The sequence below is a fragment of the Deinococcus pimensis DSM 21231 genome, from assembly GCF_000519345.1.
Classification (GTDB): Bacteria; Deinococcota; Deinococci; order Deinococcales; family Deinococcaceae; genus Deinococcus_A; species Deinococcus_A pimensis.
The window spans coordinates 11,969-17,212 of record NZ_KI912632.1 but is presented as its reverse complement, the minus strand read 5'-3'; the positions used below and the strand labels follow the sequence as shown (position 1 = coordinate 17,212).

The window sequence follows — 5,244 nt, the reverse complement described above, 5'->3', positions numbered from 1 at the left end:
CGTGGAAGGTCACGTGCGCGACGCGGCCCTCCGCGCCGCGCACGTCCTCCACGAGGTCGCCCCAGGCGCGGCGCTCCCCGACCGCGTTGAACACGCCGGGCGTGTCCCGCTCCACGAGCGTCAGCGTGAACGCCGCGAGGTCGCGGGCGTCGATGAGCTGCAGGGGCGTGGACGCGTCCCCGAACAGCACGAACCGCTCGTCGCGCGCGAGGTGGTGGGCCCAGAAGGTGAAGCGGTCCGTGTGGTCGTGCGGTCCCACGATGAGGCCCGGACGCACGATCGTGGCGCGCTCGCCGTAGACCTCGCGCACGACCTCCTCGCACAGGACCTTGAGGCCGCCGTACGTCTCGCCCGTGACCTGCTCCACGGCGGGGTCCGCGAGCCGCGCGAGGGCGTCGTCCTCCGAGACGCCCTCGCGGGCGAGGTCCTCGTAGACGCTGATGGTGGAGATGAACAGGTAGCGCCGCGTGTGGTCCCGCAGGAGCTCAGCGCTGGCACGCACGACGCGCGGCACGTAGCCCGAGACGTCCACGACGGCGTCCCAGTCGCGGTTCCCGAGGGCCGTCATGTCGCCGTCCCGGTCACCGTGGAGCCGCTCCACCGCGTCCGGAAGGTCGTCCGGGGTGCGTCCGCGCGTGAAGGTGCTGACCTGATGCCCGCGCGAGAGGGCCTCCAGGACGATGTGCCGACCGACGAACTGCGTGCCGCCCAGAACGAGGATGCGCATGGCGACATGTGAGCACGCGCCGCGCCGGGACGGGATACGGGAATTGGCTTACGTGACGCCCGAGGGCACGTCCCGCGCGAGCGGGACGCGCACTTCACCGGACGTGCAGACTTCACGGCCTCCCCGGGTCCGGCGCGCGGCCCACGCGGCCAGGGGCGTATGCTGACGCCATGAAAATCCGCTGGACCCGCCGTGGTGCGCGCCTGCGCATCGACGACCTCGAACTCGACGCGCTGCGCTCCGGGAGAGTGCTGCGCGAGGACCTGCCCCTGCCGGGCGGACGCTGGACGGTGGAGCTCCGCGCGGGGGGGCGAGGCGGCGCTGGAGGGCGAGGGCGGCGAGCTGCGCGTCGTCCTGGGGCCCGACGAGCTGGTGACGCTGCTCGATCAGGCCCGCGAGGGCGTGGAACGCGAGGGGCCGCCTCGCCTCACGGTGGAGAAGGACTTCCTGCCCGAGCACCTGGCGGGCGCGTGAGCGGGCCCGTGGCGGGCGAGGTGGTGTTCTGGCGCGGCGGGATGCGCGAGAGCGCCCACCGCGTGCACGTCGCCGTCGTGGACCCCTCCGGGCACCTCGTGGCGAGCGCGGGCGACGCGGATCTCGTGACCTTCCCCCGGTCGAGCAGCAAGCCCGTGCAGGCCCTGCCGCTCGCGGAGGCCGTCCCGGATCTCTCGACGGAGGAGCTCGCCATCGCCTGCGCGAGCCACGCGGGCACGGACGAGCACCTGCGGGTGGTGCGCCGCCTGCTGGAGCGCGCGGGCCTGGGCCCGGGGGCGCTGCGCTGCGGCACGCACCCGCCCTTCGACGCGGACGCGGCGCTCGCGCTGGCCTGCCGGGGCGAGGCGCCGGGCGCGCTGCACCACAACTGCAGCGGGAAGCACGCGGGGATGCTGCTGACCTGCGTGGCGCGCGGCTGGCCCGTGGAGGGCTACACGGAACCCGACCATCCGCTGCAGCAGGAGATCCTGATGCTGCACGCGGAGCTCGGCGGGACGGACGACGTGATCGCGGGCCGTGACGGGTGCAGCGTGGTGGCGGTGGCGACGCACCTGCACGCGGCGGGCCGGATCTTCGCGCGCTTCGCGGCGCCGTCGGGACCGCACGCGGGGACGCTGGAGCGCGTCTTCACGGCGATGAGCGGGCATCCCTTCCTGATCGCGGGCCGCGGGCGGCTCGACACGGAGCTGATGCCGCGCGTGGCGGGCGCCATGAGCAAGATGGGCGCGGAGGGCTTCTTCGGGCTCGCGCTGCGGGAGACGGCGCGCGGGCCGCTCGGCGTGGCGATCAAGGTGGAGGACGGCGGGGAGCGCGCGCGGGCGCACGTGACGCTGGCCGTGCTGGAGGCGCTGGGCGTGGAGGTGCAGGGGGAGTTGTACGACCTGTATCCGCGCGTGCTGACGAACTTCGCGGGGTACGAGGTGGGTGAGGTGACGGTGAACCTGCCCCTCGTCGTTCCGACATGAACGGAGCTGCCGCTCGTGTTACGCTATTGACGTAACAGCGGCCACCCGTCCACGTGTCAGGAGCGACCCATGCCCCTCACCACGACCGCGCAGGAACACGCCCGCGTCCCCCGCCAGCCCACGACCGGGCCGCCCGCGCCCCGCACGGAAGGCCGCTGAGACACTCCACAGAAGCGCCCCCGGTGTTCCCCCGGAGGCGCTTTCCGTCGTGTTCGGGAGGCGCCCGCCCGGGAAAGCGGGGACGTCAGTTGTAGACGGGCACGTACCAGGGCCGCTGATAGTTCGACTTCACGACGCACCAGAACTCGCGGACGTCCCGCTTCGACGGGTACATCACGCCGTTCCACATGGCGTAGCCGCACGGCCTGGCCCGCTGTTCGCCCAGGATGTGCACCCGCTGGCCCCGGGTGCCGTCCTGCGCCTCGATCTTCCAGATCCAGGAACGGCCGTAGTCACCGCGTTCGGCGTAGTACTTCAACCACACGGCGGAGTTGTCCGCCCCGAAGTTCTTGTTGTAGTGCCCGAACCACTGCCCGGTGGCGTTGTTCCACAGGTCCATGTCGCGTTCGGTGTAATAGCGGTAGTTGCGCTCCGGGCCGCGCGACCAGTAGTAGCCGCCCTCCACCTCGCGTTCGCATTCGTTGTGACTCACGTAGTTGGCGTCCACGCAGTCGTGCGCCCAGCTCCACACGCGGGCCTTCTGGATGCCGAGAACCTGAGTCATACGGGCGTTCCAGTACAGGTGCCGCCACGCGTCACCAATCCCCCGGTTGAGCTGCGAGTCGGTGAACATGCGCTCGGACCGGGCCAGTGCGTCCTTACGTATCGCCTCCATATCCCTCACGTCCTAGACTGGCGAGGTGAGGCTCAGCCGCTGTTCGAGCTGGTTGAGTTGTGCCCATCTCTCGAACGGATTGACCTGGGCTGTCACCGGAAACGTCCCCGCGCGACGCAGGACCTCCTTGATCACCAGGTCATTCAACTCGCTGCTGCTAAGAGCACCGACGGTTTTGGCCTTTTCGCGGGCGATGATCTCGTCGATGGCCTTCTTGTCTTCCTCTGGAAGGCTCCACATGGCTTCGACAATTTTCTTGCGTTCGGCCAGCGAGTACTTTGCCTCATATTCGCGCCGCTCCTGCTCGTCCTTCTCCCGAAGACGCTCCATCTCAGCCTGATCCAAGGGAAAACCACCAAAGGGCGACTCGTTAAGCTCTCTATCCGGAGGAGGCGGGGCGGGAAGGTTGGGGTTGGCGGGCATGGGCGCGTCGGGGTTGGGGAGGTCGCGGGGGTCGATGGGCGGGTTGATGATCCCCTCGGGGACGTTCTTCGCCTCGGAGGGTTCCGGACGGGTGCAGGAGGCCAGGAGGAGGCCCAGCCCGAGGGCCAGAACGGACATCGATCTTGTTCTCACGATTGTACTGTACTCACGGCAGCGAGTCGCTTTCTCGAAACAACGTGAGCATGCAAGGCGGGAGGCTTATTCTTCAAATCACACTGCTGTCTATACATGACTCAACACAATATGGAAAACTTCAAAGATTATTCTCCCCGCATCCCTCACATCCTTTCCACGTCACTGCTCTTCCGCTCCCGCCGGAAAACAAAGACAACGCGGGCAGGCCACACCATGTGGCCTGCCCGCCGCGTCTCGTCCCCGAGACGCCCGGCTACCGCGTGAGCGTCACCTTGCGCAGGCTCGGCGGTGCGTCCGGATCGAGGCCGCGCGCGAGCGCGAGGTGCCCCGCGAGGAGGTACACCGCCGCCGCCGTCACCACCGTGTCGGTGAAGGCGTGCCCGCTCGGCGGCGTCAGGAGCCGCACGGGCGCCGGGACGTCCGCGTCCGCGCCGATCAGCACGAGCTCCGCGCCCTTCCCGGCGAGGTCACGCAGCGTCGCGGCGGTGGAGGCCGCCGCCTCGTCGCGCGAGGACAGCGCGAGGATCGGGAAGCCCGCCTCCACGACCCGCACGGGACCGTGCGAGAACTCGGCGGCGCTGTACGCCTCGGCCATGAGGCCGCTCGTCTCCTTGAGCTTGAGGGCGCTCTCGTGCGCCACGCCGAAGTGCAGACCGCGCCCCAGCACCACCATCGTCTCCGCGTAGCGGTAGCGCTCCGCGCGGTCGCGCGCCACGCTTTCCACCTCCAGCGCGGAACGCAGCACGTCCGGCAGGCGCGTCAGGGCCTGCGAGAGCGCCGCGTCCTCCGCGAGGGCCGCGACGAGCCCGAAGGCCGCCGTGAGGCTCGCGAGGTAGCTCTTCGTGGCGGCCACCGCGCGCTCCTCCCCCGCCATGAGGGGCAGCACGAACTCCGCCGCCCGCGCGAGCGGCGAGTCCTCGCGGTTCACGAGCGCCACCGTCAGCGCGCCCGCCGCGCGGGCCGAGGCGACCGTCTCCACGACGTCGGGCGACTCGCCGGACTGCGACACCGCCAGCACCAGCGCGCGGTCCAGCTTGAGTGTCCGCCCGTAGAGGGTATGCACGGACGGCGTGGCGCTCGCGACGGGCAGGCCGAGCGCCACCTCCAGCGCGTACTTCGCGACGAGCGCGGCGTGGTCGCTGCTGCCGCGCGCGACCGTCACGGCGAACAGGGGCGCGCGCCGCGCGATCTCCCGCGCGAGCTCGGAGAGCAGGGGCGCGTGCTCCCGCGTCTGACGTTCGATGACGTTCGGCGCCTCGCGGGTCTCGCGTAGCATCAGGGGATCGGTCATGAGGGCACTCCTTCCACGCGCTCGCCCCGCACCCACACCTCGCGCACCGTGAGGTCCGTGTCGAGCACGACGAGGTCGGCGCGGGCGCCCGGCTCCAGCCGCCCGCGATCGGTGAGGCCGAGGTACCGAGCGGGGTTCAGGGTGACCATCCGCGCGGCCTCCTCCAGAGGGACGCCGCAGCCCACGGCGTTGCGGAGCGCCACGTCCAGCGTGAGGACGCTCCCGGCGAGCGTGCCGTCCTCCAGTCGGGCACGTCCGCCCTCCACGAGCACGGCCCGTCCGCCGAGCTCGCTCTCGCCGTCGCCGAGCCCGGCGGCGCGGATGGCGTCCGTGACGAGGTGCAGCCGGTCCC

At 70.9% G+C, this 5,244-nt stretch carries 6 protein-coding genes; 1 reads left to right on the top strand and 5 read right to left on the bottom strand.

Going from position 1 to position 5,244, the window contains the following annotated elements:
• Positions 1-727, bottom strand: a 727-nt coding sequence (locus DEIPI_RS28500; protein WP_052351616.1) for an NAD-dependent epimerase/dehydratase family protein, incomplete at its 3' end; no start/stop codon positions are given.
• A gap of 470 nt (positions 728-1,197) precedes the next feature.
• Here DEIPI_RS28500 and DEIPI_RS0104495 point away from each other — a divergent pair.
• Positions 1,198-2,187 carry an asparaginase gene (locus DEIPI_RS0104495; protein ID WP_245588512.1) on the top strand — a complete coding sequence of 330 codons (990 nt, stop codon included), beginning with the start codon at positions 1,198-1,200 and terminating at the stop codon, positions 2,185-2,187.
• A gap of 244 nt (positions 2,188-2,431) precedes the next feature.
• On the opposite strand, the gene DEIPI_RS0104485 is transcribed toward DEIPI_RS0104495, so the two are convergent.
• From DEIPI_RS0104485 to DEIPI_RS28495, 4 genes are all read right to left on the bottom strand, one after another.
• Positions 2,432-3,022: a DUF6973 domain-containing protein gene (locus tag DEIPI_RS0104485; protein WP_169737023.1), complete on the bottom strand. Its 591-nt coding sequence runs from the start codon at positions 3,020-3,022 to the stop codon at positions 2,432-2,434.
• A gap of 12 nt (positions 3,023-3,034) precedes the next feature.
• Positions 3,035-3,598: a hypothetical protein gene (locus DEIPI_RS0104480; protein ID WP_169737022.1), complete on the bottom strand. Its 564-nt coding sequence runs from the start codon at positions 3,596-3,598 to the stop codon at positions 3,035-3,037.
• A 256-nt stretch (positions 3,599-3,854) separates the two neighbouring features.
• On the bottom strand, positions 3,855-4,892 hold the full coding sequence (locus DEIPI_RS0104475) for an SIS domain-containing protein (RefSeq protein ID WP_027480983.1): 1,038 nt from the start codon (positions 4,890-4,892) through the stop codon (positions 3,855-3,857).
• The coding region (locus DEIPI_RS28495; RefSeq protein ID WP_045233647.1) for an amidohydrolase family protein at positions 4,889-5,244 on the bottom strand (356 nt) is incomplete at its 5' end. The genes DEIPI_RS28495 and DEIPI_RS0104475, both read right to left, overlap by 4 nt.

What these genes read in the sequence shown, in the direction of transcription:
- DEIPI_RS0104485 (WP_169737023.1), bottom strand. Translation starts at nt 3,022, where the DNA reads ATGGAGGCGATACGTAAGGACGCACTGGCCCGGTCCGAGCGCATGTTC.
- DEIPI_RS0104475 (WP_027480983.1), bottom strand. Translation starts at nt 4,892, where the DNA reads ATGACCGATCCCCTGATGCTACGCGAGACCCGCGAGGCGCCGAACGTC.